Source organism: Enterobacter cloacae complex sp. 418I7, assembly GCF_050030705.1.
GTDB lineage: Bacteria > Pseudomonadota > Gammaproteobacteria > Enterobacterales > Enterobacteriaceae > Enterobacter > Enterobacter intestinihominis.
In genome coordinates this window covers 19,352-43,220 of sequence record NZ_JBLGUU010000003.1, presented here as the reverse complement: position 1 = coordinate 43,220, position 23,869 = coordinate 19,352, and the positions used below count along the sequence as shown (strand labels likewise).

At 49.5% G+C, this 23,869-nt stretch carries 26 protein-coding genes and 1 pseudogene; 14 read left to right on the top strand and 13 right to left on the bottom strand.

From position 1 onward, the window contains the following. The first annotated feature begins 132 nt into the window (after positions 1 to 132). Positions 133 to 561, top strand: coding sequence for a translesion error-prone DNA polymerase V autoproteolytic subunit (gene umuD / locus ACQG0S_RS23535; protein ID WP_022650032.1), 429 nt, complete (start codon positions 133 to 135; stop codon positions 559 to 561). Next, positions 561 to 1,832, top strand: a complete 1,272-nt coding sequence (locus ACQG0S_RS23530; protein ID WP_022650033.1) for a Y-family DNA polymerase — start codon at positions 561 to 563, stop codon at positions 1,830 to 1,832. Before umuD ends, ACQG0S_RS23530 begins: the two co-directional genes overlap by 1 nt. A 3-nt stretch (positions 1,833 to 1,835) precedes the next feature. Here ACQG0S_RS23530 and ACQG0S_RS23525 read toward each other — a convergent pair whose 3' ends face one another. Together ACQG0S_RS23525 and parM are read right to left on the bottom strand one after the other, a co-directional pair. Beyond that, on the bottom strand, positions 1,836 to 2,225 hold the full coding sequence (locus ACQG0S_RS23525) for a plasmid partitioning/stability family protein (protein ID WP_022650034.1): 390 nt from the start codon (positions 2,223 to 2,225) through the stop codon (positions 1,836 to 1,838). 4 nt (positions 2,226 to 2,229) lie between these two features. Beyond that, positions 2,230 to 3,201 (bottom strand): plasmid segregation protein ParM domain-containing protein, encoded by a 972-nt coding sequence (gene parM, locus ACQG0S_RS23520; protein ID WP_022650035.1) that lies wholly within the window; start codon positions 3,199 to 3,201, stop codon positions 2,230 to 2,232. Positions 3,202 to 3,437: 236 nt separating this feature from the next. Between parM and ACQG0S_RS23515 the strand changes: the two genes are divergently transcribed. Beyond that, positions 3,438 to 4,076 (top strand): AAA family ATPase, encoded by a 639-nt coding sequence (locus ACQG0S_RS23515; RefSeq protein ID WP_022650036.1) that lies wholly within the window; start codon positions 3,438 to 3,440, stop codon positions 4,074 to 4,076. Further along, on the top strand, positions 4,076 to 4,354 hold the full coding sequence (locus ACQG0S_RS23510) for a hypothetical protein (RefSeq protein WP_022650037.1): 279 nt from the start codon (positions 4,076 to 4,078) through the stop codon (positions 4,352 to 4,354). The genes ACQG0S_RS23515 and ACQG0S_RS23510 overlap by 1 nt, the downstream gene beginning before the upstream one ends. A gap of 98 nt (positions 4,355 to 4,452) precedes the next feature. Here the strand turns inward: ACQG0S_RS23510 and ACQG0S_RS23505 are convergent, their stop codons facing one another. The 6 genes from ACQG0S_RS23505 to ACQG0S_RS23480 form a co-directional block, all read right to left on the bottom strand. Continuing rightward, a complete protein-coding gene (locus ACQG0S_RS23505) occupies positions 4,453 to 5,232 on the bottom strand; it encodes a site-specific integrase (protein WP_022650038.1) in 780 nt (259 codons plus the stop codon). After that, positions 5,229 to 5,561, bottom strand: coding sequence for a hypothetical protein (locus tag ACQG0S_RS23500; protein WP_032623564.1), 333 nt, complete (start codon positions 5,559 to 5,561; stop codon positions 5,229 to 5,231). The genes ACQG0S_RS23505 and ACQG0S_RS23500 overlap by 4 nt, the downstream gene beginning before the upstream one ends. 25 nt (positions 5,562 to 5,586) lie before the next feature. Beyond that, a complete protein-coding gene (locus ACQG0S_RS23495) occupies positions 5,587 to 6,252 on the bottom strand; it encodes a hypothetical protein (RefSeq protein WP_022650040.1) in 666 nt (221 codons plus the stop codon). A 30-nt stretch (positions 6,253 to 6,282) separates the two neighbouring features. Beyond that, the gene (locus tag ACQG0S_RS23490) at positions 6,283 to 6,612 is read right to left on the bottom strand and encodes a hypothetical protein (protein ID WP_022650041.1); all 330 of its coding nucleotides are present in this window, start codon (positions 6,610 to 6,612) and stop codon (positions 6,283 to 6,285) included. Between the two features lie 46 nt (positions 6,613 to 6,658). Next, positions 6,659 to 6,973 (bottom strand): hypothetical protein, encoded by a 315-nt coding sequence (locus ACQG0S_RS23485; protein WP_022650042.1) that lies wholly within the window; start codon positions 6,971 to 6,973, stop codon positions 6,659 to 6,661. Positions 6,974 to 7,532: 559 nt separating this feature from the next. Continuing rightward, positions 7,533 to 10,652, bottom strand: coding sequence for a hypothetical protein (locus tag ACQG0S_RS23480; protein WP_012477567.1), 3,120 nt, complete (start codon positions 10,650 to 10,652; stop codon positions 7,533 to 7,535). Positions 10,653 to 10,967: 315 nt separating this feature from the next. On the opposite strand from ACQG0S_RS23480, the gene ACQG0S_RS23475 reads away from it, so the two are divergent. From ACQG0S_RS23475 to ACQG0S_RS23455, 5 genes are all read left to right on the top strand, one after another. Further along, positions 10,968 to 11,252 carry a hypothetical protein gene (locus ACQG0S_RS23475; protein WP_022650043.1) on the top strand — a complete coding sequence of 95 codons (285 nt, stop codon included), beginning with the start codon at positions 10,968 to 10,970 and terminating at the stop codon, positions 11,250 to 11,252. 466 nt (positions 11,253 to 11,718) lie between these two features. Continuing rightward, positions 11,719 to 12,462, top strand: a complete 744-nt coding sequence (locus tag ACQG0S_RS23470; protein ID WP_226864505.1) for a hypothetical protein — start codon at positions 11,719 to 11,721, stop codon at positions 12,460 to 12,462. Beyond that, positions 12,459 to 13,112 carry a DUF6884 domain-containing protein gene (locus ACQG0S_RS23465; protein WP_032635083.1) on the top strand — a complete coding sequence of 218 codons (654 nt, stop codon included), beginning with the start codon at positions 12,459 to 12,461 and terminating at the stop codon, positions 13,110 to 13,112. The genes ACQG0S_RS23470 and ACQG0S_RS23465 overlap by 4 nt, the downstream gene beginning before the upstream one ends. A gap of 165 nt (positions 13,113 to 13,277) precedes the next feature. Then, the gene (locus ACQG0S_RS23460) at positions 13,278 to 15,299 is read left to right on the top strand and encodes an acyltransferase family protein (protein ID WP_012477570.1); all 2,022 of its coding nucleotides are present in this window, start codon (positions 13,278 to 13,280) and stop codon (positions 15,297 to 15,299) included. Positions 15,300 to 15,464: 165 nt separating this feature from the next. Next, the gene (locus ACQG0S_RS23455; protein WP_022650044.1) at positions 15,465 to 15,962 is read left to right on the top strand and encodes a thermonuclease family protein; all 498 of its coding nucleotides are present in this window, start codon (positions 15,465 to 15,467) and stop codon (positions 15,960 to 15,962) included. On the opposite strand, the gene ACQG0S_RS23450 is transcribed toward ACQG0S_RS23455, so the two are convergent. After that, complete coding sequence (locus ACQG0S_RS23450) at positions 15,929 to 16,600, bottom strand: SOS response-associated peptidase (protein ID WP_012477572.1); 672 nt, start codon at positions 16,598 to 16,600, stop codon at positions 15,929 to 15,931. The two genes, ACQG0S_RS23455 and ACQG0S_RS23450, sit on opposite strands and share 34 nt — an antisense overlap. 156 nt (positions 16,601 to 16,756) lie before the next feature. On the opposite strand from ACQG0S_RS23450, the gene ACQG0S_RS23445 reads away from it, so the two are divergent. Beyond that, on the top strand, positions 16,757 to 17,086 hold the full coding sequence (locus tag ACQG0S_RS23445) for a hypothetical protein (RefSeq protein WP_012477573.1): 330 nt from the start codon (positions 16,757 to 16,759) through the stop codon (positions 17,084 to 17,086). Here the strand turns inward: ACQG0S_RS23445 and ACQG0S_RS23440 are convergent. From ACQG0S_RS23440 to ACQG0S_RS23430, 3 genes are read right to left on the bottom strand one after another with little or no spacing between them, the layout of a single operon-like run. Beyond that, positions 17,061 to 17,864, bottom strand: coding sequence for a DUF4225 domain-containing protein (locus tag ACQG0S_RS23440; protein WP_022650045.1), 804 nt, complete (start codon positions 17,862 to 17,864; stop codon positions 17,061 to 17,063). The two genes, ACQG0S_RS23445 and ACQG0S_RS23440, sit on opposite strands and share 26 nt — an antisense overlap. 10 nt (positions 17,865 to 17,874) lie before the next feature. Next, positions 17,875 to 18,534 carry a DUF6710 family protein gene (locus ACQG0S_RS23435; protein WP_022650046.1) on the bottom strand — a complete coding sequence of 220 codons (660 nt, stop codon included), beginning with the start codon at positions 18,532 to 18,534 and terminating at the stop codon, positions 17,875 to 17,877. Continuing rightward, positions 18,488 to 19,105, bottom strand: coding sequence for a hypothetical protein (locus ACQG0S_RS23430; RefSeq protein WP_022650047.1), 618 nt, complete (start codon positions 19,103 to 19,105; stop codon positions 18,488 to 18,490). Before ACQG0S_RS23430 ends, ACQG0S_RS23435 begins: the two co-directional genes overlap by 47 nt. Positions 19,106 to 19,404: 299 nt before the next feature. Between ACQG0S_RS23430 and ACQG0S_RS23425 the strand changes: the two genes are divergently transcribed. From ACQG0S_RS23425 to ACQG0S_RS23410, 4 genes and pseudogenes are all read left to right on the top strand, one after another. Further along, positions 19,405 to 19,995, top strand: a complete 591-nt coding sequence (locus ACQG0S_RS23425) for a plasmid pRiA4b ORF-3 family protein (protein ID WP_012477564.1) — start codon at positions 19,405 to 19,407, stop codon at positions 19,993 to 19,995. 136 nt (positions 19,996 to 20,131) lie between these two features. After that, entirely contained in the window at positions 20,132 to 20,704 is a 573-nt protein-coding gene (locus ACQG0S_RS23420; RefSeq protein ID WP_001493762.1) for a recombinase family protein, read from the top strand. Positions 20,705 to 20,740: 36 nt separating this feature from the next. Beyond that, positions 20,741 to 22,132 (top strand): ISKra4-like element ISKpn19 family transposase, encoded by a 1,392-nt coding sequence (locus ACQG0S_RS23415; RefSeq protein WP_001493761.1) that lies wholly within the window; start codon positions 20,741 to 20,743, stop codon positions 22,130 to 22,132. 32 nt (positions 22,133 to 22,164) lie between these two features. Continuing rightward, positions 22,165 to 22,593, top strand: a pseudogene (locus ACQG0S_RS23410) (recombinase family protein); the annotation flags it as partial. A gap of 318 nt (positions 22,594 to 22,911) precedes the next feature. On the opposite strand, the gene ACQG0S_RS23405 reads toward ACQG0S_RS23410, so the two are convergent. Next, positions 22,912 to 23,568: a quinolone resistance pentapeptide repeat protein QnrS1 gene (locus ACQG0S_RS23405; protein ID WP_001516695.1), complete on the bottom strand. Its 657-nt coding sequence runs from the start codon at positions 23,566 to 23,568 to the stop codon at positions 22,912 to 22,914. Between the last annotated feature and the right edge of the window lie 301 nt (positions 23,569 to 23,869).

The window sequence follows — 23,869 nt, the reverse complement described above, 5'->3', positions numbered from 1 at the left end:
ATCGGGCTAAAGTAAAGGCACGGCGGGGAACTTCTTTAGGCAACATAGAGTTAAAAAATGGGCAAAGCAAAAACTTGAAAGTACACTCAATAAAGTAATAATACTGTATATAAATACAGTTCGGAGGTGCCTATGTTTGAATTATTGCGTGTCGATTGCGAGCCGGAAATTATCCCAATCCCTCTTTATAGCGAGGGATGCCCGGCGGGGTTCCCGTCCCCGGCGCAGGACTATGTCGAAGCCGAACTTGACCTCAACGATTACTGTATATCCCGACCCAGTTCGACATATTTTGTGCGAGCTATTGGTAATTCCATGACTGATATTGGGCTACATTCTGGCGATCTGATGATTGTTGATAAAGCCGAAAATGCACACCACGGCGATATCGTTATAGCTGAGATTGAAGGTGAATTTACTGTTAAGAGATTATTGTTGAAACCGAGACCAGGGTTACAGGCAATGAATCCAGCCTACCCTACTCTATGGCCAGAACCTGAGCAGCTACAAATTTTCGGTGTCGTAACTGCCTTTGTACATAAAACCCGGGGACATGACTGATGTTCGCCCTGGCAGATGTGAACAGCTTCTATGCGAGTTGTGAGAAGGTCTTTCGTCCTGACTTACGTGATAAACCGGTGGTCGTTCTTAGCAATAATGATGGTTGTGTAATAGCCAGATCGAAGGAAGCGAAACAGCTTGGGATCAAAATGGGGATTCCCTGGTTCCAGCTGAAGACAATGCAGTTCCCGGAGAAAGTGCTTACGTTTTCCAGCAATTATGAGCTTTACGCGAGTCTGAGCAACCGGGTCATGGCACATCTGGAAGAACTGGCGCCCCGCGTAGAGCAGTACAGCATCGACGAGATGTTCCTGGACATTCGCGGCATCGATGGCTGTACCGACTTTGAAGATTTCGGCCGGCAGCTGCGCGAGCACGTCCTAAGAGGAACCGGACTGACAATTGGCGTTGGGATGGGGCCAACAAAAACTTTAGCAAAATCAGCGCAATGGGCTTCAAAAGAGTGGCCGCAATTTGGGGGCGTGCTGGCCCTGACTACTGACAATCTTCGTAGGACGGAGAAACTGCTCTCACTGCAGCCAGTAGAGGAAATCTGGGGGGTTGGTCGCCGCATAGGCAAAAAGCTGAATACATACGGCGTGACGACTGCGCTACAGCTGGCGCGCATGAATCCTGCCTTTGTACGCAAAAACTTTACCGTAGTGCTGGAGCGAACCGTACGCGAGCTGAACGGTGAGGCCTGTATATCTCTTGAAGATGTACCGCCCGCGAAGCAGCAGATTGTCTGCAGCCGATCATTCGGGGAGCGCATCACCACTTACGAAGCGTTGCGGCAGGCTATCTGCCAGTATGCCGAACGCGCGGCTGAAAAACTGCGGGGAGAGCATCAGTTCTGCCGGCACATATCGGTCTTTATCAAAACCTCCCCTTTCGCAGTCAACGAAGCGTATTACAGCAACGTGGCCAGTGAAAAACTTCTTGTGCCTACCCGTGACACCCGGGACATCATTAACGCCTCAGTAAAGGCCCTGGATCGTATCTGGATCGACGGGCATAGATATGCAAAGGCTGGCGTAATGCTGAATGACTTCACCCCTACGGGAGTAGCACAGTTAAATCTTTTCGATGACGTTAAGCCGCAGGAACGAAGCGAGGAGCTTATGAAAGCCCTGGATGGCATAAACCATTCAGGGCTCGGGAGGGTATGGTTTGCTGGCCGCGGAATTGCACCAGAATGGCAAATGAAAAGAGAGATGCTTTCTCCGGCATACACGACCAGGTGGTCCGATATCCCCAAAGCCTCAATTTGAGTATCAGAAGAGGCCTTTCATTTTGACCCGGGCCTCTTCCAGTCGACGCTGCTCATCATCTTCAGCAATTTCAGGCTTGATTGCAGAATCAAAATTTCCTGCGCCCAGTTCTGCAAGCACATCACGGATATTGGCCTGGGATGGCTTCCATCCCGTTGTCTGACTGATTAAACCTACCAGGCTATCCGCCGTGAAACTCTTATCCAACAACAGCGCAAGTAAGCCAGGAAGCCGCGGGTCGAGGTGGTGAAGTGCTAAGCCGGAAATAAGCGCTCTCCTATATAAATCTCCTCTATCGTTCCGTGGGACAGAATCAATAATGTCTAAAGACACATTGTCCGCCACCTGGTCCGGATGAAGATAAACAGTAAACTTCTTCCGTTCCTCGCTCACAGTCCTATTCCCCTTTAAATGCAGCGATGGCTTCTACGAGTGATGTTTGCGGTGAATCCATCATGACAACCTTCGAGCCCAGATGTTGCCATGCTGCTTTAACAGCATCCTCGATCAGTGGCGCACCGCCACCAACAATATAAACGCGGTTAACGTCCCTAAACCCAGCCAAGTCATCGACAACCTGGGCACCCAGTGTAGCGATCGCGCTATCGATGGTATCCAACACCAGTGCCGTCTTGCTTTCGTCGTTGATAACCTGCCGGACGAAGTCAGCGTTTGTACGCTGTTTGATAAGTTCATCGGCGACCATAGCACTCGTGTTGCTGGAAGCCATTTTTAACGCCGTGAGTGCAGCGTTCGTTACCAGCGATACGCCGATATCAGAATTTCCGTGTATCGCGCTGACAGAGTCGAACTGGCCAACGATAACGCCAACGTCGAGAGTTGTACCTCCGAGGTCAATCACCAGAGACTTTTCGAACTGCCCTACATTGTCTTTCACCAGACGTTCAAATACGGCAGGCAAGGATTCTGGCATGACTTCGACGTGCTCGATGGTAAACACCTCGCCTTTGTTCAACTTGACTGGACGCATCAGGTTGTCGATTTTCCTCTGAATATTCAGCTCATTCTTCTGACAATCCCTTGTGTAGAACTCACTGATAGGCAAAGTAACAGTCAGTGAGACAGGCTGAGGTTTCAGCCCGCTGTTCAGAAGTGCATGGTGAACCGCCAGAACGTTTACATCGGTATATTGATACTCAATATGAGTAGTAAGAATGGATTCATTGCTGACTTCGTCATAGGTGTATTTTTTACCTTCAAGCTCATAGTTGAAGGTCTGACGTACGCCCATACCTTCCACCTTCCAACCCTGACGAAAAGAGTTAGATGACAATGACTTATAAAGTTTCTTATTGTGGAGCCATGCAAGTTTTACAGTTGTAGAACCATCATCACAATACACTTTCATCCTGAACCCCTTAATACTCAAATTGAGAAAAATGATTGAACTTAAGTGCCTAAGCACTCAGATTGAGTATTAAATCATAAGTATGAAATATTAAAACACAAGTAATATTTATGATTTATTAAAAAATAAATCATATCTCACACTTCATACTTCATATTTTTGATTACAGTTGTTGACTATAACTACGTATGTGACAAAATAAATCATACTTCACACATCATATTTATGAGGCAGAAATGATTACTGTCGTAGGTGGAAACAAAGGCGGTTCAGGTAAAACTACAACGGCATCAAACTTAGCAATAGCTCTAGCCCATGAGGGCCAAGACGTATGCCTGTTAAATGGAGACTTACAACGGACGGCCGCTAAGCACCATGCTGAGCGTGAAGCATCGGGGATAGAGCCAACTTTCACGCTCATCGAAAAATTCGATAATCTGACACAAACCCTTCGAGCATTAGACGAAAAGTATGATCATGTAATCGTGGATGTGGCAGGCAGAAACTCAAGAGAGTTCATTACTAGTGGAGTAGTCGCACATCAGATCATTGCACCATTACAATGCTCACAGCCCGACCTTGATACATTGACGGAACTTGCTCAGCAGATTGAAGCTATGCGTGATCTCAACCCTGAACTGAAGGTCTATTGCTTACAAAGCATGGCCACAACAAACCCAGTGCTAAGAGGAAATGAGCGGAAGGAGTTTCTGGAATACCTTGAAGAGTTTCCAACTATTGAAACGCTGCAAACAGTAATCTGTTTCCGCAAGGTCTATCGAGATTGCATGAGCAATGGAACGGGTGTCGTAGAAACGAATAATGAAGCGGCTAAAGCAGAAATTATGCAGCTAATGAAAGAGGTATTCGCATAATGGTTAAAAAGCCGAGCCAGCAAGCGACAAGCAGAACAGGTGTCACAGCAGAACAAGCTGAAGCCCTCGCGCAGCGCCTTGCCGATAAACCCTACGGAGCACCAGAAAAACCGGAACCTGAAAAACAGTGCCGCACGACAATCTCATTAGGGGAGTCTATGTTAGTGAAGGTCGAAGATATAGCACTGCGGAACAAGCGTAACGGGAAAGATCCTAAAAACGTCAGTGCAATAGTCAGAGAAGCCCTTGAACTTTACTTTCAGAAAACTGGCGAGTAAGAACGATATTACATCATAAGTATGATGTGTGAAGTATGACTTAGGCCGCATTAGCGGCCTTTCCAATATCATGCAGGTCCTCATAGCTTACAGAGAAGTTAAATGGTTCCTTTAAGTAATGACACAGCTTCAGTCTCCGGCATCTGGAACTGCACGCGGTGACGCGCCGCCACATCCAGCGCAAACACTTTCGTGTACACCTCCGTCGAGCTGATGCTCTTATGCCCCATTAAACTCTGAAGCACCTTGAGAGGAATACCGGCATACAGCATGTGCATGGCATAGCTGTGGCGGAATGTGTGCGGTGTCACCGGCACGGAGAACGTCACCCCGTCAGCCGCTGCTGCTTCAACCGCTTCGCTGAGCCAGGTGCGGACCGTCCGGTCGGTAATTTCCCAGATGCGCGCCTTCTCGGTTCTGCCGCTTCGCTTGTTACGTCGTTCAAGAGGTATTTTCAGCGTGGCCACCATCATTTCCAGCTGGCTGACATAGCTCGCATCGGAAAGCGGTACCAGCCGGTGAGCCTGACTGCCGGCGGGTGCCCGGCCTGCCGTTCTGGCGGCTTTTTCAGTCCTTTGTTTGAGTGTGGCCAGCTGCACGAAAGGGTAGGGTGGCACCAGGGAAAAATCACTCCGGGTCAGCGCCAGCGCCTCGTTAATACGGGCGCCGGTGTTCCAGAGGGTGGCCAGCAGCATCTTGCGGTGCAGATCAGGCACATAGTGGAGCAGGGCGCTCACTTCCGGCGCCAGCAGATATTTCGGCAGTTCGTCCTGAACGAGGGCCATCTGGCGCAGGGCCAGTGCGGCAGGGTAGTCGATGGCCACCGGCAGCTGCGCGGCCGAAAATGAGACACCCTGGCCGGGTATTGCCGGCATCATTGCTTGTTGTCCCTGCCGGACAGGTATTGCTCTGTAAGTCGTGCCAGTGCTTTCTGCGCGTAATCTTCGCCCGGGAGCAGACTGATTTCACCCCGGCGTTCCATCCCGGCGCCGATGGCGCTCAGCGTCGTCATCACCGGCAGCAGCCGGCGCAGCTGCTGGGCATGTCCGCACGCTGTACGGATACGATCGGCAAACGCATCCTCATCGCGGGAATATGTCCCGGGCGCAGGACGTTCCCTGCCGTCCTTTTCAGACTGCAATTGCTGACACAGTTTCAGCAGGGAAATAATGTCATTGGCGGCTTCGTTTGCGCATGGTCCGTTCATATATCTTGGTATCACCCTAATTTCCTTACAAATCATAGTCAGGAACCTCACGAGCTTGTCGTGCTCTGGACTTTCGTTGTTTTCGCCACTCAGCCCATAAGACGTTCTGTACTGACCAGGGGCTGTTATTATCAAGGTGTGATGAAGGCATGGCATTAAGTCGCCTCAGTCGCCTGGCCAGTATCATGGCACGCAGACCCAGACGTGAATACTGATAACGGCGTTCTTTAAAGGTCATCTGCCAGTCGGGAGGATTATCATAGTCACTGACAATACTGATATAACGGCTGGCTTCTGGGATCAGCACTGACAGTTCACGAATACGGTAAAGAATCCTGCTGGGTAGTACCCGCCAGTCACCGTCAATATCCTCTGTTGAGAATGGCTCAGCGCTAATACCAGTACGTGTGTACCCTTTATCATCTTCAAACCCTTCATCATTAACCACCTCCGCGCATCCCTGGGCAAATCGTTCGAGGCGAAATACCAGCTGAGTGGAAATAAAATAAAGCTCAGATTCTCGCTTTGTCGCTGCTGCTTCCTTCTCCCGCTGGGTTATCAGCCGCTGCCCGTACCACACACCACCGAATGCAGCACCTGCAGATGAAACCGCCGTAATGATCTGCGGCCACAGGCTGGCGCTGTCCTTCACCACCTTCACGCCTTCGGTCGCGATAAACCAGTCAGCCATATTTGCTCCCTTACTGAAAAATCCCGCCGGTCATACTGACGCAGCGTCTTCACGGAACGGCTCAAAGGCCAGCAGGGCGTCAGCCCTGGAGGCCAGCTCGGTACAGTCCCCGCGCTGCGGGTCGATCTCTTCATCTATGGCCTCGTTATACCGCATGCGCAGCCGCCATCCCGTCACGGGAGGTGCGTTCTGTATGGCCAGCACCATCCCTTCCGGCGACAGCAGTTCGCGGAGGGTGTAGCAGGCGCCGATCCGGGTCGAGTCCCGCAGCCACATCACGGGGTACTCGCTGACCAGCTGGTCATACACGCATTCCGGCGTATGGAAGTAATTCCCGTCCGCCCTGCATAAATCACACATAATCCTTCCTTAACTGAGAATTCCGCCTGCAAGCCTTGTGAAGCCATCACCAGAACAGTAAACCATTCGTTTTAAAAATCTTATCGATGAGGCAGGCTTTCCACGGCGGACAGCTGTGTTCATACTGCGGCAGATGGTAATCACCGGTGAGCACCCAGAAATCAGGCTGGCCTGATTGTTCTGCCACCATTCTGCCGTTTCGTTTGAGAATTTTTGGAGATCGCCATTCCTGACGCCGGCGGGCTGTCTCGACTGGGCAGTCCTCATTAAGGCCAGAGTAAAGCCACAGCTCTTGATGGCCATATACATCCTCAAGCTCCCGGACCACATCGTAAAATGATCTAAATGTTGGTTTCCCCATACCTCGCCTCAAAAATAGTATCTGGTTCAATAGTCACTCAGAGTAATGATGACGCGAAGGATAATCACCTGTGCAGTCACTCACCTGAATATTCCCCTGCTTATTTTTCCTGTCGTGAATATCACCAGAATAATAATAAGCAGCCATATAACCACTCCATTAAATTACCGGATGGCCGTTCCGGTCAGATCCGATTTTCTGGCTATCCGCAACTTACCGGAAGTGTAACACGGTCAGAGAATAAGCGAAGCGCTCTTTTCGGCCCCTTCTTATCGGGTACAGGTGAGGGGAGATAACACAATATATAGAAGAAAAAGCAGCTGACGGAGTGGCATATCTTGTATTTTCGTGCCGCTGCGCGCCGGGGCGTTTCCGTAAGATCCGGAACAACCTTTTTTCGGATCTCAGGAGTGGAAGAGAACGATTATTGCAGAATAAGCACAAAAAACAGTGAATTGTTGTTATGAGTAGATTATTGCTATAAGTATCGCAATTTGAATTAATTATTAACAACAAAGCAATTTAACAGCGACCCCATCCGGGGTCACCTTAATTTTGCTCAGCGATGTTCAAACCGGGCCACCAGTGGACCAGTGATTTCCATCTCCATTTCCCAGAGCGTTGTCATCACGCCTTCAAGTGGATTGTCACTACTGCTGTAGAAGGTGTTAAAAAGGGTTCCATCCGGGTACCTGAACAGCCTGAGTTCACCGAAGGATTCCGCGCTGACCATAACCGAAAATTCCTGTTCGGAATTGAGGACAAGGTAAATAAGACAGTTATTGATCCTGAAGGGCAGAGTGCGGCTACCTCTGGCTGAAACATCAACCTGTATGCTAAACGCGTCATGCCTTTCCGGCTGATAAACCAGTTCCCTCAGTTCTTCGCTAAAGCGGGAACCATAGCTCACCAGTATGTAATACTGCTGATCGGCGGACCGTTGCGCGACTTTCATTAACAGTGTTTCGAGGTTTTTGACCTTCATCGTTAATTTAGCCTGTGATTGCCACAGTAAATTATGCAGTCTGTGGTAAATATTTGTCCTAACATCTGATACAGACGGAAAATCTCCGTAGAAATTACTATTAAGTTCTCTGGCAACATAATCTTTGGGAACACTCACAGGAATGTATCTCACCAGCCAGTTGCGATCGCATTCTGAATTTTGAGAAAAAGTGAAGTAGTTAAGCAGAGTATCTTCAGACAATACCCCAGGAAGTTCTTTTGTCAGACGAGTGTCGGTATTCCTGAGACGTTCAAGATCTACTTCGGCAGCAACGATATCTGCCACTTTGCTGCGACTGAAGACCTCAATGTATTTATCCAGAACGTCATTAAAGAAAACCACGTTCGTTGCATAATCCGCGTCTGAAATGATATAGCCTTCATAAGGGACTGAAGGATCACGTTTCAGCCGTTCAAGAACAGAAATTATTCTCACTTTACTGAAATAGGAAAACAACCCTCCCGCAAGGGCGTCATTAGCACGCTGCGTAACCTGCTCAGCAGGTCTGGCGAGCTTTATAGCCAGCAAGGAAAATGCTCCGTAGAGGCTCCCTAAATCCTCATGTACTCCTGTATACGTACGCCCCGGAATGTAAGGCCTTTCATTATATGAGTTCATAACCTCAATGGTTTCTGATAGCCCGCTGTACCAGTTTGTATTCGCATGAAGATTACAGTGCTCAATTCTCAGTATCATATCAATGATATCGACAGAACGTCTGAACGCAGGTGTCAGCGTATCATGAGTGTCTCTTTCTTCATATAATTCAGACGTAATGATATGGTTAACAAGATCAGCTAAATCTATCTTTTCTTGGGGTTCAAAATGCGCAATGAGATAACCTGCCATTAACAGGCGTAAATCAGACAAGGCATTTGCAAACATAATGGATAAGGCCGCATCTTTTTTATATGGACGCCCCCTGAGTAACATTGCCCACTGCGAGTCTGTTTCATCCAGAGACAGATAATCCGGAGTCAGGAAGAAACTGTGCCAGTGGTACTCTTCCTCCCAGTGCCGTGGAAACCGGCTCTGGTTAAACCAGAGACAGAGAACGTCGTGAGCATATCGTACGGAAGAAGCATTATCTGCAACCACTGACGGAATAAGCAGCCTGGCGGTGTTATGCAGATGATACATCAGGCGCCCAGTAGAATCTTCGCTCCCTGGTTTGCCAATGATCGAGCTCATACTCCAGCCCTCCCACAGGCCAATAAAATGGCGTACAAGTTCTTGATGAGTTTGCTCCTGGCTGGCCGAGAGGGTGACACCCTGTCCTGCTTTCCACTCGTTTAACACATGCCATACTCTGAAAAGCGAGAGTAAAAATTGTCTGAAATCGGTAAAATGAGTGCTCTGTGTTTTTCTGTACACATGCAATGGAATGGCCATCGATTCACGGAAATATTCGCCTGAATATTCCGTTGATTTTACGGATTCACGAAAAAACTTTCTCAATTCATAATGGAATGAATCGCTGAAAGTATGGCTAAAACCTGATTCTTTTACTTCATCCAGATAATTTTTATCAACCCCGTAGTTATAACTTCTTTTGATAGAGGTATAGGTATCTGTTAATCGTTCAATCCCTGTTCTGAAGACGCTAATATTTTTATCGTTAAGCGCATCGTAAGCCTCACCAAAGAAATCAAAAGTAATATCATCCAGATCCCTTTTGTTCTTAGGGCGCCCTGTTACAATACAACGGCTAAATAACCACCGCCACAATCCTGAAACAGGCTTGACATTTCTCGATGACAATAAAGTTAGTTCACCAGAACGAACACCAAAGGAGGGCAAAATGATAATTTCCGCATCCTGCCCATCTACCGCCTCTAGCCTTCTTAGCAGAAATAAAAGTGGCCTTATATAAATATCTATAACAACATCACCTTTACTGATATTAGATTTGACATGAAGCATGTCGTCTTTCTCTGAGATTGAGTAAGGCAGTATTTTAATATTACCGAGGTAATCCTCACCTATATTTACCCCCGGATATCGGAGCCAAGCAAGAATATATGCTTTTTGAATATAGTCATCCACTATCTGAGACAAAAAAAACTTATTCATTAGTCGATCGCGCTTGCTCTCATCCAGGACATTCAGACTCGAGACGAAGAACCAGATAGACAGAGTAATATTGAAAAGCATCCACACAAAAGCTGTTACGGCGAAAGAAGTATTAAGATATCCGTCACCTATAGATAACGTCATACCGCCCAACACGATAAATGCAGCCAGTAAAAGACCACTCAGGCCCGCAAACATATATCCGGAATGAAGTTGATACGCGGACTGAATATGGATCCTTGCTGATTTCTTTTGAAACAAAACACTTATAAGCCCCACAACCAGCGGAAAAACAATACCGATTATAGTCAACTGGCTACCCAGTAAATTAGACATCCAGTCTGAAAGCTTGGTAATGCCCTTAAAATGCTGCACAGCGAAAGGTTGCAATACAGGGCGAAAATATTCGACCACGCCAACAGCCCCGAAGGCTGCGGACCATAGAATTAGCATAGCCCGGACGTAATGGGTGGAGCAGGAAACAAGTATTCTCTCCACCGGGTTCCAGCGTAGTTTTTTGTAATCCCGGTTCGACTTCAGGCTCCGTCGGAGTTCAGCTCTCACCTGCCATGAGAGACTTTTTAGAAGTTTTCCAAACATAGATATTCTGCGTGTTCCATAAGAAATTTTATGAATAATAAGCGGTAGTGACCTTTTTTTCTCTGGAAAATGTCACCCGATGCCCTTCGTGCAAAGTTCGTCTCCCTGTTATCCGATTTAGCCAGAAACCGGATCTGCGCGGCGGGAAACACGCAAAGGATATGATAATTGAATCACTCACATAAAATCATACTAAGTGTGATATTTATCATTATTCATGAAATCACTTCTGATATGATATTAACTTAATATCAAATGAATCATACGTGATATCATTTTATCGCAATCTGTTACTCATTATTCCAGGAGCGCAGCATGTCCAGTACCGGGCCGACACTGAATCTCACCTATGACGAATTGCTTGACGAAATCAAAAGCATCCTTCGCGTGCTCAGCCGGCACAGCAGTTCTTCCCGGGATGACTCTTCCACCACGGCTGCCTTTGACAGGGGGAGTTGCAGCGGCGCCATTGCGCTCTGGTATTCACTGGCATTATCAATGAGGGCGCCGGGGCGCGACTGTGAGGAGGATCGCAGACAGCTTCGGCTTCTGGCCGGACTGATCCTCGAAAACCAGGAGCCGCCTGCCGATGGCCGCTGAGAAACACCGCCGCCCATCGCCGCTACAGCGGCGGGTGCTGATTGTGCTGGCCGCCCTCGGTGCGAAACGTCCGGGACCGGTGGCCACGCGGGATATTGAGCGGGTGCTGGAGCAGGGCGGGGACGCCCCGGTGTACGGGCCGAATCTCCGCGCCTCCTGCCGGCGCATGGAAGCTGCGGGCTGGCTGCGCACCCTGCGAGCCCCGAACCTGCAGCTGGCCGTCGAGCTGACGGACGCCGGCCGTGCGCTGGCCGCCCCGCTTCTCGCTGACGAACAGGCGCGCGTCCTGGCGGAGCAGCGCGCGACAACGGTCCGGGTTCTGCCCCTGATCCCGCCCGGCCAGGCAGACGAGGCTCACGACCGGCCGGTGGAGCTGGACGGCATCTGGCACCTGGCGTGCCGGGGCGACTACGTCATCCGCCTCGACGGGACCACCTGTCTCCAGCTGTGGAACACGGCCGGGCAGGTGACGCGTATGACGGGCGATCCCCTTCAGGTGGCGCAGTGGCTCCAGGCCTGCCACGGGGCGGGTATTGCGGTCCGGATGCAGATCAATGAGAGCACCACGCCGGAGGCGGGCACGCTGATCGGTACCGAGCCGGAAGACCTGACCGGCACCTGGTACCGCCAGCTGGACGTCGCGCTTCAGGCACAGGGGATCACCGGTCTGACTGAGGATATTCGCCTTGCCGTGGTGAGCCCTGAGGAAGCCCTCCGGTCGCTGCCGGCACCGGCGCGGCTGCTGCACGTTCTGCGCGAAAGCCCGGAGGCGTTCCCGCTCACGGCTGCCGGGTATGAAGAAGATTCCGGCGCCGCTCTGGACACCCTGCTGGCCAGGGCCGGATTCACGTCGGGACAGGCACAGGAGCTGCGGCTGCACCGCATCCGCTGGGCTCAGATGAGTCAGGAAGACGCTGACCGGCGCGAACTGAACAGCCTGCTGGATGAGCTGGAACGGCGACAGCTGTACTGCAACCGCGAACAACTGACGGAGATTGTGTTTTCGCCGGTCCGTAAACCCGGCGAGCGCTGGACTGACCGTCTGCAGTGGCTCCTGATGACGGACGGATTCGGGTTCCGGAGTCCGCTCTCCCGTGACGCAGGCTCCAGGGCGCTGACGATCCTGGCCGGTTACACGGGGCAGGAGGTGGCGGACCATCTGGCCACGGTTATCGTCTGGAACGATGACAGCGCGGGGATGCCGTCATGAGCACAGGCAACGTCAATCTCATCGTCACCTGCACGCGCCGCAAAACCATAACAGCCGGTCAAACCGTCTTTCCATATGAACACGACGCCGGAAATGCTTATGAAGTCTGGCTGGAAAGGCTGGCCAGGGCGCGGAACGACGGCGCTGCCATAACAGCAGGTGAACTGTATACGGGCCAGCACTGGAGCAGGGCTGCTGCGGCTGCAAAACGTACCGGCGCAGAGCTGTGGGTGATTTCAGCGGGTCTGGGGCTGCTGCACGTATCAGACCCGGTGGTCCCTTATGAGGCAACGTTCTCCTCGATGCCGTTTAGTCACAGCAGACTATGGGAAAGCCTGACAGCTTGCCCGCCTGCTGAACGACGGTATGCTTCCCTGAGGACGCTGATGCAGTCGAGGCCTGACGATCGGTTTGTGGTGGCCGCCTCTCCGGTGTACCTGCGTGCCGTCGATTCAGATCTGTATGCAGGAAGGGAGGCGCTCTGTACCCCGGAACAGCTTGTTGTGGTGACGTCAAAAGGTTACCAGGGAATCCTGAAGGGCAGCGTCATTTATACCAGTGCAGACATGATAAATGCGCTCAACACGAATATGACTGGCCTCAATATCAGCTATGCCACTCAGTTACTTGTTAACGACGTATGTAAATAAGCATCCAGGCAAGACGTAAGACAAACACTCACGACTTATTTTTGGTATACGTAGCTGAGAAACGATATCATAAGATATCAGGGAAATATTGCGTGCTCTGCTTCCCGATAGACTGACCACAATCTTAATAACCATAAATATGTAAATGTAAGGTGCCATTATAAAATGGATTTAGTTTTAGATAATCATACTAAAAGCTATGCAGTACAAAATTACCGGCAAGACATAGACGGTCTCCGCGCTGCCGCTGTCCTGCTTGTTATATTATTCCATGCAGGATTATCGTACTTCCCTTCGGGCTTTATTGGTGTTGATATATTTTTCACCATATCAGGATTCCTGATTACCGGAAAAGTCATCAGTGAAATTGAAAGAGGAACATTCTCACTAACTAATTTTATAAAAGGCAGATTATGGCGATTGCAGCCTGCACTGCTGGTGACAATTCTCGGCGCCATCATTGTAGCGACATACTGCTACATTCCTGACGATTACACCGCATTCGCAAAAAGTGCCAAATACACCACTCTTTTCTTATCAAACCAGTATTTTGATAAGCTTAGTGCAGCATACGCATCTCCTGACTCTGATTACTTCCTGCTTTTGCATACATGGTCTTTAGCAATTGAATGGCAGTGGTATTTTTTCTTTGCGCTTTTCGCGACCATTTTGACACTGCTTGTCAGTAAATTTAAAAGAAAATTTGCGTATAAACCGTTCCTTTATGGCTGGTTGTTACTTACCTTAACTGCAACAATAATTGTTATTCTTATCAGCCTGTACTCGTCCAGTCAGCATTACTACTCATTAAATATGCGCGCTTTTGAGTTTCTGATTGGTGGAAGCGTAGCTTTATTAAAGGACAGAATTCAGATAACCAACAGATGGATAACTAATCCTCTGGCAGTAGTAGCTATCGCTGTACTTATCTGTACTTCAGGTTTAAGCATACCAGTTGAGGCATATCCAAATAGCTGGACACTGCTTGTTTGCCTTGCCTCAGCAATATTACTGATAAACCAGAACACATTCGTAAATCGAACTTTACAATTAGCACCGATAAACTACACAGGTAAAATTTCTTATTCTCTGTACCTCTGGCACTGGCCCATATTTGCAGCGTTCAATTATCTTGAGATCACTCTGTCCGGCAAGACACTGTGCATTGCGCTGGTGATAACTGCAGGACTGGCAGTGCTTACCTATCACGGTATTGAAGAGCGCTTCCGCCGGGTTAAGCTGTCATTTGCAAAGAGTATGATCCTGCTTGTATTGCTCCCCCTTACGGTCTGCACGGGCCTTTACACATTAACCGTGAAAACGAATGGTTTGCCACAGCGCTTCAGCGATGAATACAATCACTCGTTACAGCTGTTGAATTCCGCTTCCGAGAATGCCGCATCGAGGGATGGCTGCCTTAGTGGAAGCCAGGACCTTACGGACTGTCAGTTCGGCGACCATGAAGGTTCGAAGAAAGCCTTTCTGATTGGCGATTCAAATGCTAACCATTTCTGGGGTTTTTATGATGTCTTGGCTAAGAATGCTGGCATAAAAATGTACTCCCTCACCACGTCTTCGTGCCTGGCATTACCGGGAATTTATCAGTATGACTGGTGGAAATATAAAGGCGTCAAATATGAAGAATGTCATGATAACGCTGAGAAATATTATGATAATATAAAATCAAATCACTATGACTATGTTATTTTAGGGCATGTGTGGTCAAATTATTTTTCTGCCCAGTTAATCACTAAAGATGAGGATGAGCGAAGTGAGGCACTCTCAGCCAGTCGATACGAAATGGCGTTACGTACAGCCATACGTACTATCATAGATTCTGGTTCAAAGCCAATAATCATGTTCACCATTGCGAACATGCCACGCAACTATCAAAACTGTATAAATCAGCATGTTATTCATCGACGCCCATTTGACATCAATGAATGTGATATGCAAAACCCGGCAAATACCAACGGGGAAAAAGTCACGCAACTGATGAGTAAAATGAAGGCTGAGTTCCCAACGCTGACCTTTATTGATCCTAAATCAATACAGTGCATTAGTGGTAAATGCATTACAAATATTGATGGCGTAACTGTCTATCGTGACGTGGGACATCTTACCGACTATGCTTCCTATAAATTCGGTCAGCTGTACCTAAATGAATTTGGTAATCCATTAAAGTGAATATGGTGTACTTATAATATCTGATGGTAACTTAAAGGGCACATTGTGCCCTTTTTAACGCACCAGTCCTTCTCTATAAGACACATCCACTATTCACGTCATCGAGATATACTTTGCCGTCTCAAAATGAGACACTCAATATATAAAAAAACCAGAGATATAGACATGTTTCGGACACTGTACATAATTAGTTTGCTCATCGTGACTTATCCGGTAAGTGCGGATATTAACGGCAGGATTGTTCGTGTGCTCGACGGGGATACCGTTGAGATTCTTGGTGAGGGGAACCAGCTGAAGCGTGTTCGTCTTGCCGGTATCGATGCGCCTGAAAAGAACCAACCCTTTGGCCAGCGTTCCAGACAGGAACTCTCATCGATGGTGACACAGCGCATCGTTACCGTCACTGGCGAGGATGAGGATCGTTACGGCCGGCTGCTTGGCACGGTGTGGCTTGGCGCGAAGGATGTGAATGCCGAACAGATCCGTAAGGGACTGGCCTGGGCATATCGGTATCACGGAAAACCTGTCCGGAGCGACTACGCAACACTGGAAGACGAAGCCCGTCGTCAGGCTACAGGTCTCTGGTCAGTCCCTGGACAGACAGAACCCTGGCGCTGGCGAAGCAAGCATCACGAGAGAGGTTCAATTAGCGACGCCCCCTGATTCCGCACGTTGCCGACCGCAGGGGAAACTGGATGCCAGGTGAATGCCTCAGCAGGCACCGCCCCCTGTTTGGCCGTCCTGCCCGCCTCGTCACCACTGAGACTTTCGCGTAGCCATTCGCGCGCGGCATCCGGCGTCAGCACCAGAGGACGACGATCGTGGATATCGATAAGCCCCTTGTCCGCTGCTGCCGTGACAATAACAAAGCCTTCCCCGTCATCCCTCAGACCAAACGGTCGTGCGCCAATGGCAGCCATGAATACGGGCTGACCGTCCCTGCGGTAAATGAAATACGGCTGTTTTTTGTTCCTCTGACGTACCCATTCATACCACCCGTCAGCAAACACAACGGCGCGGCAGCGTTCCCACAGCGGACGAAACATACGTCCCTCAGCTGCGGTTTCAACACGGGCATTAATCAGGGGCGCTTTGTGCCACCACTCTGGGGAATACCCCCACAGAACAGGTTCGAGCTGCAGCTGATCATTGCTTTCACTGAGCAACAGTACCCGGGTCCCCGGCGCCACGTTGTAGCGTCCGATAGGCTCCGGTACTGCAGAAAACCCGGCATCAACCTCACCGGCCAGATAAGCCAGGTATTCAGCGCGGGTCTGTGACTGAGAAAAACGTCCACACATAAGCGTTTCCTGCCGTTAAAGGGTAAGTATAGGAAAAATGGGAAGCATGGATTGTTTAACGGCAACGGCACAACGATCCGGACAGGGAAGGCAAAAGCAGGAAGGAACGGGACGTCTAAATAGTGTATTCTTTTTATCAGGTTAAAGGAGACGTGAATGACAGAGAACAACCAGGAACTTATCGCGGCAGGATTTACCAGTAAGGAAATAGCGAGAATCAAACGTCACCAGGCGACGGGGGACTCGCTGGAAAAGGTGCTGAAGGATCTGGCCGGCTATTTCCTGTCGGTAGCCTGGATCTCCGGCGGGATGGTCATCATCACCCTGCTCACCGCGATTTTTGGCAGCGCCAGCCATGTTATCTCCTGCGTGGTTGCCGTCGTCTTTCTGCTGATTGTGTTGCTTCTGGTGATGCCGGTCAGACTTGGCTATAAATCATGGAAGCTGATGAGATCACATATCAGCGACTCCGGTCATCACGGGTAAGGAGTTCCAGTACCACCTTTGCACTGACCCCCCATCCCAGAACCTTCATCGTCAGTTTGCCCGGAGACATGGTTTCCACCTTGCGGTAATAGTCTCCGGGAAGATAACGGAAAAGACGCCAGGCCTCAGCTTTCCCGGTCAGACCAAACACACCATAAACGCTGGCTGCAAGCGTGGTTGCATTAAAAATCCCCAGCCCGACATCGCGGCTGAAACCCATAAACTCCGCTACGGACATGGCGCCGTCCGCCAGGATCCCCTCTGAAGCAGGTTCATTCAGGAGCTGACGGGCTGCTTCCCGTGATACCGTATTAAGGGCATCACCGACCAGAACGGCACCGGCAAGCATTCCAGCTGGTGTCATGGTGGCGATCATAACACCGCCAAACACAGCCTGTACGCCGGCCAGAACGACCTTAATGCCGGATATGAAGTATCCGACAATTTTATTCTGCTCTGTTACGTACTGTATTTCAGCGTAGATCCGGGCATAACCGGTTTTCAGCATACGCGACTGTTCAAGTAGAAACTCATTTTCAGCCCTGAGGTTCTTCAGGCAGGAAATGCACTCTTCATCATTTCTTGCTCTCCTTGCCGCGTCAAACTGTTGCATGACAACCTGTCTGATTTCATCCACAAATTTCAGACGGGTCAGTGAATCACTGAGGTGCATGGCCGCGACGGTATTTGCGGTATTAACAAGCTTTCGGGCTTCCAGATTGATCATTGTATCAGCCCACTGGCGCCGGCTCTGACCGGGAAAAAGCGCGATATCCATTACATATTCCTTATCTGTCGTCAGGACGAGAAGTCATTAGCCTGCCTGCCTCAAATATTGCAGCTGCACGCCAGGACTTCACGTCTTCAGTTTTCTTACCGTCAACATACCAGTAGAGCCCGTCGGTACTTATTCGCTCAAAAAGAAAAGACATATCCCACACGTGTTCAGGGATTAACGTTCCTTCACCCGCCAGAATACCGGCCGTGATGGAGTGATTACCTCCCCGAACAAAACCAATGCGCCAGGGCAGCCAGAGTTCAACATAATGGTTAGTACGATCCTGCTGCCATACTCTTCCTTTTGCCGTACCAATCCGGGACACATTATCGATATAACGGGAAAGACTCCACGGCCAGGGAAGAACCATATCGGAGGCCAGAGAAAGCGGGTAATCTTCTGGATTAACTTCTCCCGCCTTCATACTGCTATAGTCCTGAACCTCTGTGATGGCATTAAAGAAAAATTCCCCGGGTGTCAAATCCGGACGGGCATCGGTTCCTTCTTCTGCCACCGCGAGCAGGAAATCACTCTGCAAAGGGCGGACCATAGCGCGAATTAAATCCGGCAAAGCCTGGACCGGCAGAGAAGACGCAACCGACAGCAGATGTTCAAAATTATTCTTAGCCGTGGTGAGCCTGCTGTACTTTCTGTTCCCTTTCCAGAACACAATTCTTCTCCCGGTATTCACTCAGCCAGCTATGCCAGTCGTCAGATCCGTACTCGATTTTGTCAATAATAGCCACTGCACTGGTATCAAATATCACGGTAGTTGTACCGTGAAGATAGCTGTCCGTAAATATACCTTCCCAGTCATAAACGCCCTGGATACCACAATTCAGGTAAAGGCGGATCATTTCATCTGAATCTACATGCCTGTCACCCACATAAAGCATACTCCCTTTGTAAGTGCTGTATTGAGGCTCGCGCAGGGCATGCCAGTCCCAGCCTTTACTGAGTTGGCTACTGATGCTGACTGGAAGTCCATCTCTCAGACGTGCCGCGATATCGGGCTGCTCTGCGAGCGGCAACCGGTGATTAGCGATAATCGCCCCGGTGTTCAGTTCACACCGGCAAACCAGTGGCAGTCCGGGATTTCTGTTTTTGAATAACGCATGATTGCTGGCTCCTTTAAAATTATCCGTAAACCAGCAGGCAGCGATGTTTCCGGACTCACCAGTTCCTTTGTATGCCACATCAAACTTATCAAAACGCTGTCTGGTTCCGTGAAAAAGCTGCATTGCCGGCACCTTCAGTCAGACCTTATTGAGTAGGAGGATCACATTGTTCTTAAATGTAGGAGCAGTATGCCGCCTGGCTACATGGAGGCGCCAGCGAATGTTAACTATTAAAATGAAGGCCAGTGGCGCCGTCGCCCGGCAAAGCCGGTAACGCAGCTACCAGATTCTGGTGTGAAAATGCCGAGCAGCGCGCAGGCATTCAATAAGGAGAGCATGAAAAACCTCGGGGCAGCCATCGAATGATGCCATCTACAGGGGTTAAAATAACCACCATCATTTCATAACAATACCTGCTGACTATGAAGATCTACGTCATCAAAATAGCAGTTCATGGAGTCAGTCCGATGGTCTGGCGTCGGCTGAGAATTGCTGCCGACACGTCACTGGCCGCGCTTCACTTCATTTTCCAGATAGTGCAGGGCTGGGGGGACGACCATCTCCATCAATTTCACATTTATGGCAAAGATTACGGTATCTCCTACGAAGGAGGCATCGGTTTTGTCGATAATCCGTTCCGGGTCGTGATTGATGATTTTGCTTTTGATGCTGGCGATCGCTTTACCTATGAATACAATTTCTTTGAGCACTGGCTTCATGACATTCGTGTTGAGGCCATTTATGAAAACTCTACGCTGAAAGCGCCGTTTTGTATAAGCGGCCATGGTATGCCCGGAGCCACAGCTGCGGATGAGTTCGATAAAACCCTGGCGTTTCTTGAAGCTATCGTTAATGCGGATGATGAAACAACGGTCGGCGAGATCCGCCCTTTTGCTGACGACCTGGATGCTGTCAGGTTCAACCGCCACAAAATCAACCGGCAACTGAGCAGGCTCGACCTTGCATCTCCGGTACTGGAGCCTGAAGTTATCTGGCTGGGCCGTCGTCGCTGACTGATGTCTATAAAGGTATACGTTTTCAGCATGCCTCTCAGATCCCCGAAAAAATGTCTATAAACCTCCCTAAATCAGTGTTTATGGATTATTCTTTAAATCTCTATGATGTTTAAAGACCTTCCGGAGGTTTTGCGTGCAATATGCCTACATCAGGGTAAGCTCGGCCGATCAGAATACGGCCCGTCAGGAAGAGGCATTGTCAAAGGCGGGTTTTCAGCCTGATAAAATTTGTGTTGAGCATGCCAGCGCGAAGGACACAAACCGCCCGGGGTTACAGGAACTCCTGGGGCAATTACGCCCTGGTGATACGCTTCTGGTTCATTCCATCGATCGCCTTTGCCGGAATATGTCGGATATGTGCGCTGTCACCACCCGGCTTCGTGACCAGGGCGTTACCCTTATTTTTCTGAAAGAGCAGCTGACGTTCAGCGCCGGCACAAACAATCCGATGCAGGAACTGCAGCTGCACATGATGTCGGCATTCAGCCAGTTTGAACGAGCCTTACTGAAGGAAAGGCAGGCCGACGGCATCGCCGCGAAAAAAGCACGGGGTGAAAAAACAGGGCGCCCCGGCGCCGATATCAAAAAGATCCAGGAAATTGACGCACTCAGAAGCAGAGGGGTCAGGCTCAGGATCGCCTGCGACCATGCGGGCCTTGGCGTTTCCACATATTATAAGCTTCGTCACCAGATGAACAACCAGTAGCCGGGAGATAGTCATCCACCACAGCAGGAGGCAATGATGCAACTGACGCTCCAGATAGTCATCACCGATGAATCAGGCTCCAGTCGAACGGAGGAACTGATGACAATCCAGAAATCAGGGGAGACCCGGAACGACATCGGATTATCGGTGTCAGAATCCAAGCTGTTGCTGAATACGGTCCAGCAGTCGGTGGTCCAGCTGCAGGCAGACGAATATACTCAACACCATATCCGGTGCCCTCACTGCCTTGCTGCGCGCAGAATCAAAGGCAAACAGAAAATACGGTACCGGACGCTGTTTGGCGTTATTCCGGTATCCGGGCTTCGGGTGTACCGGTGCCGTTGTGAAGAGAGTGATACAAAGACAGTCAGTTTGCTCAGCGACTGGGCCGGCGATTATTCTCACCCGGCACTGAAATATATTGAAACCCGCTGGGCCTCGATGATCTCCTATGAAATGACGACTCGTCTGCTGAAAGATATTCTGCCGGTGGGCCACAGCCTGAATGCCTCAACGGTGAGGAATCATTTATGCCAGGTGGCGCAGCGTCTTGACGCTGAGGCTGAAGCTCATTCAGGTTTTCTTTCCGGCTGCCCCCGCGACTGGGGGAACCTGCCCAGGCCAGGAAAACCGCTTGTGGTGGGTATAGATGGTGGTTATGTTCGCGATCGGGATGACAAAAAGCGTAATTTTGAAATTATTGCCGGGAAGTCTTTTTCCGTTGGTGCGCCTGCTGACACCCGCCGCTTCGGTTTTGTTCAGAAGGATGACTGTCATCCGGAACGCAGGCTCATGACCCACCTTTCAGCGCAGGGAATGCAGGCCAACCAGCAGATATTTTTTCTGTCCGACGGCGCGGATAATCTCAGGGACCTCCAGTTCGGTATGTACCCTGAGTCAACGCATGTGCTGGACTGGTTTCATATCACCATGAGGCTGAAGGTGCTCATGCAATATGCCCGGGGACTGCTGGTATCAGATCCAGAGGCGGGGAGTAAAGTTCTGGCACTGCTGGAAAGCATTAAACGATATCTCTGGCATGGCAATGTTGTCGCTGCGCTGGAACATATTGATAATTGCGTTATGTATTGCGATGACCCTGAACTCAGCTATCCTAGCCTGAAATCCCTGCAAAAACATCTGGATGAAATGTATACCTACATCCGGAATAATAAGATGATGATCCCAAACTACGGCGAAATGCGTCGGTACGGAGAGCCGGTATCAACCGCGTTTGTGGAATCCACGATCAATGAAGTGATCGCCAGACGAATGGCCAAAAAGCAGCAGATGCAGTGGAGCAGAAAAGGGGCTCATTATTTGTTACAGACCCGGACCGCCGTTTTGAATAACGAACTGCAGGATAAATTTGTCTGCTGGTATCCGGGTTTTCAAAGTGACGGGAAGGGACCAGCGATGGCAGCATAGCTCACGCTGCCCCAATATTTTTTATGCTCTCGGTCGTATGGAAGCTGGACCGCCTCGGTCGTGATCTTCGTCATCTCATTAATACAGTGCACGACCTGACCGCGAGGGGGACCGGTCTGAAAGTGCTGACCGGTCACGGGGCGACTATCGACACAACAACGGCCGCTGGCAAGCTTGTCTTCGGTATCTTTGCCGCACTGGCGGAGTTTGAGCGCGAACTGATTGCTGAAAGAACGACTGCAGGTCTGGCATCAGCAAGAGCCCGTGGGCGGAACGGCGGCCGACCTTATAAAATGACGCCAGTCAAACTGCGACTGGCAATGGCATCAATGGGACAATCAGAAACAAAGGTCAGTACGCTATGCCAGGAACTTGGGATAACCCGGCAAACTTTGTACAGGCATATTTCCCCTGTTGGTCAACTGCGGGCGGACGGGATCAAGCTGCTCAACCGTGGATAATTTGAACGGACGGAAAAATCTGGGGTTCCGGCGTAGTACCCCTATCACCTCCACATTTTTGCAACAGTGCCTTATAAATGGCAGCCTTATGTTTACTTGCCAAGATGGGCTACCATATGATGTTTTATACTGAGCAATATTAATATTATCTTTAATGGAAAAATTAAGCCCACTAAGTGACCCACTGCTATATGGCTCTATTGTGAAGACGCCTGAGGGTAAAAATTTATACATGGTTGTCCCTATGTCTATTATTGCAAGGTTGACAATATTATTCGTTTTATAAATTTGAGCGTTTAAAATCACACATCAAAGCAATTAGTCAGGATAAACAACAATACCCAGTGCTTCGAGAATCAGTTCTTGCTGCCAGGCTGCAATTTTGATACCTGATGTATCGACTTTGCGGGGATCTAAACCGTCGAGTTCGGCGTGGCATAAATTGGCACCCTGTAGGCTAAATTGCCCCCAGACATCTTCGGAAAAAACACCTCGACTTAAGTCTGACTCTTTCAGTGATGCACCCGCTAGGTTCGTTCCTATCCAGCGATTTTCAAACAACTCACATTTTTCTAAACAAACCCTCTCCATATTGGCATAGGAAAGATTACATCCAGAAATAAATGCTGAGCAAAAGTACATACGATTACTCACTTGATGGGCAAAGTTTGTTCGGGAAAAGTTGGCACCTTTTAAATCACACGCACGGAACTCTATACCGTAGCAATTGGCATTACTGAAGTTTGCCATCGCAAGTTGGCATTGTTGGAAACTTGCATCACGAAGATCTGCGACATCAAAGTGGCAGCCTTCGATATCACCCTGTTCAATGAACTTGCAGTTGACGAATGTCGTATCACGCAAGTTAGCACGTCGAAAGTCGCTGCGAATGAATGTGCAAGCGGTGAAGGTGAGATCACTTAAGTCTTTATGTGAAAAGTTGTGGTGCCGATATGTATGATTGTAGGTTTCCATGAGTACTCCTTGTTGAAAGGAGGGCTAGACTACCATTATACATATGCCAAGACATTAAAATAAAAGCCTGTTACATCAACACATTACAACCCCTCAATTTACCTGTTTTAAGTGGTCAAATTGGCGCGTAGAGCGCCTATCGCTCTTGCATTGGCACGCGGCCCTGTTGAAAAAAGTTATTCGCTTTAGATAGGGTTAGGAGAGCCGTGCTTCGCCGGTAAAAAATCGGACTATCCGACGCAGGGCGGACTCATCGGCGGAGAAGCAAACTTTGACTATATCTCCCTACACTTGGAAGAGG

Coding starts and splice junctions, on each gene's coding strand:
- ACQG0S_RS23480 (WP_012477567.1), bottom strand. CDS start 10,652: ATGTTTGGAAAACTTCTAAAAAGTCTCTCATGGCAGGTGAGAGCTGAA.
- ACQG0S_RS23430 (WP_022650047.1), bottom strand. CDS start 19,105: ATGCAGCTTTTTCACGGAACCAGACAGCGTTTTGATAAGTTTGATGTG.
- ACQG0S_RS23465 (WP_032635083.1), top strand. CDS start 12,459: ATGAGCACAGGCAACGTCAATCTCATCGTCACCTGCACGCGCCGCAAA.
- umuD (WP_022650032.1), top strand. CDS start 133: ATGTTTGAATTATTGCGTGTCGATTGCGAGCCGGAAATTATCCCAATC.
- ACQG0S_RS23440 (WP_022650045.1), bottom strand. CDS start 17,864: ATGGATATCGCGCTTTTTCCCGGTCAGAGCCGGCGCCAGTGGGCTGAT.
- ACQG0S_RS23485 (WP_022650042.1), bottom strand. CDS start 6,973: ATGGGGAAACCAACATTTAGATCATTTTACGATGTGGTCCGGGAGCTT.
- ACQG0S_RS23425 (WP_012477564.1), top strand. CDS start 19,405: ATGAAGATCTACGTCATCAAAATAGCAGTTCATGGAGTCAGTCCGATG.
- parM (WP_022650035.1), bottom strand. CDS start 3,201: ATGAAAGTGTATTGTGATGATGGTTCTACAACTGTAAAACTTGCATGG.
- ACQG0S_RS23490 (WP_022650041.1), bottom strand. CDS start 6,612: ATGTGTGATTTATGCAGGGCGGACGGGAATTACTTCCATACGCCGGAA.
- ACQG0S_RS23500 (WP_032623564.1), bottom strand. CDS start 5,561: ATGAACGGACCATGCGCAAACGAAGCCGCCAATGACATTATTTCCCTG.
- ACQG0S_RS23455 (WP_022650044.1), top strand. CDS start 15,465: ATGTTTCGGACACTGTACATAATTAGTTTGCTCATCGTGACTTATCCG.
- ACQG0S_RS23460 (WP_012477570.1), top strand. CDS start 13,278: ATGGATTTAGTTTTAGATAATCATACTAAAAGCTATGCAGTACAAAAT.
- ACQG0S_RS23445 (WP_012477573.1), top strand. CDS start 16,757: ATGACAGAGAACAACCAGGAACTTATCGCGGCAGGATTTACCAGTAAG.
- ACQG0S_RS23495 (WP_022650040.1), bottom strand. CDS start 6,252: ATGGCTGACTGGTTTATCGCGACCGAAGGCGTGAAGGTGGTGAAGGAC.
- ACQG0S_RS23510 (WP_022650037.1), top strand. CDS start 4,076: ATGGTTAAAAAGCCGAGCCAGCAAGCGACAAGCAGAACAGGTGTCACA.
- ACQG0S_RS23415 (WP_001493761.1), top strand. CDS start 20,741: ATGCAACTGACGCTCCAGATAGTCATCACCGATGAATCAGGCTCCAGT.
- ACQG0S_RS23515 (WP_022650036.1), top strand. CDS start 3,438: ATGATTACTGTCGTAGGTGGAAACAAAGGCGGTTCAGGTAAAACTACA.
- ACQG0S_RS23405 (WP_001516695.1), bottom strand. CDS start 23,568: ATGGAAACCTACAATCATACATATCGGCACCACAACTTTTCACATAAA.
- ACQG0S_RS23450 (WP_012477572.1), bottom strand. CDS start 16,600: ATGTGTGGACGTTTTTCTCAGTCACAGACCCGCGCTGAATACCTGGCT.
- ACQG0S_RS23505 (WP_022650038.1), bottom strand. CDS start 5,232: ATGATGCCGGCAATACCCGGCCAGGGTGTCTCATTTTCGGCCGCGCAG.
- ACQG0S_RS23475 (WP_022650043.1), top strand. CDS start 10,968: ATGTCCAGTACCGGGCCGACACTGAATCTCACCTATGACGAATTGCTT.
- ACQG0S_RS23530 (WP_022650033.1), top strand. CDS start 561: ATGTTCGCCCTGGCAGATGTGAACAGCTTCTATGCGAGTTGTGAGAAG.